The sequence below is a fragment of the Paracandidimonas lactea genome (assembly GCF_021653995.1).
Taxonomy (GTDB): domain Bacteria; phylum Pseudomonadota; class Gammaproteobacteria; order Burkholderiales; family Burkholderiaceae_B; genus Allopusillimonas; species Allopusillimonas lactea.
This window is the reverse complement of record NZ_JAJJOZ010000028.1, coordinates 1-254: the sequence shown is the minus strand read 5'-3', so window position 1 is coordinate 254 and position 254 is coordinate 1. Positions and strand designations below refer to the sequence as shown.

Below are 254 nucleotides of genomic sequence, written 5' to 3'. Positions count from 1 at the left end.
CGCTGGGGCACCATTTTGGAACAGGCTGGCGATGACTCCGCTATCTCATGCACCGAAGTGTCCGCGCTGTTGGGCCGTATGTTCCGGCTGCCGTGGCGTTCGGGGTCGGCATCGCGACGCCGATTGCGTTAGGTCGCTGGTCCCCGATGGTGGCCTTAGGCATAGCACTGGGCAACGACATGCTGCATCACAATGTGGACTACACGCCCTATGAGGGCATGCCAGCGAGGCCATTGCGCATTCCAATCCTGATG

1 pseudogene is annotated in these 254 nt (G+C 61.0%); it reads left to right on the top strand.

What is annotated here, in order from left to right:
• Positions 1–47 precede the first annotated feature (47 nt).
• Positions 48–254, top strand: a pseudogene (locus LOL23_RS18925) (hypothetical protein); the annotation flags it as partial.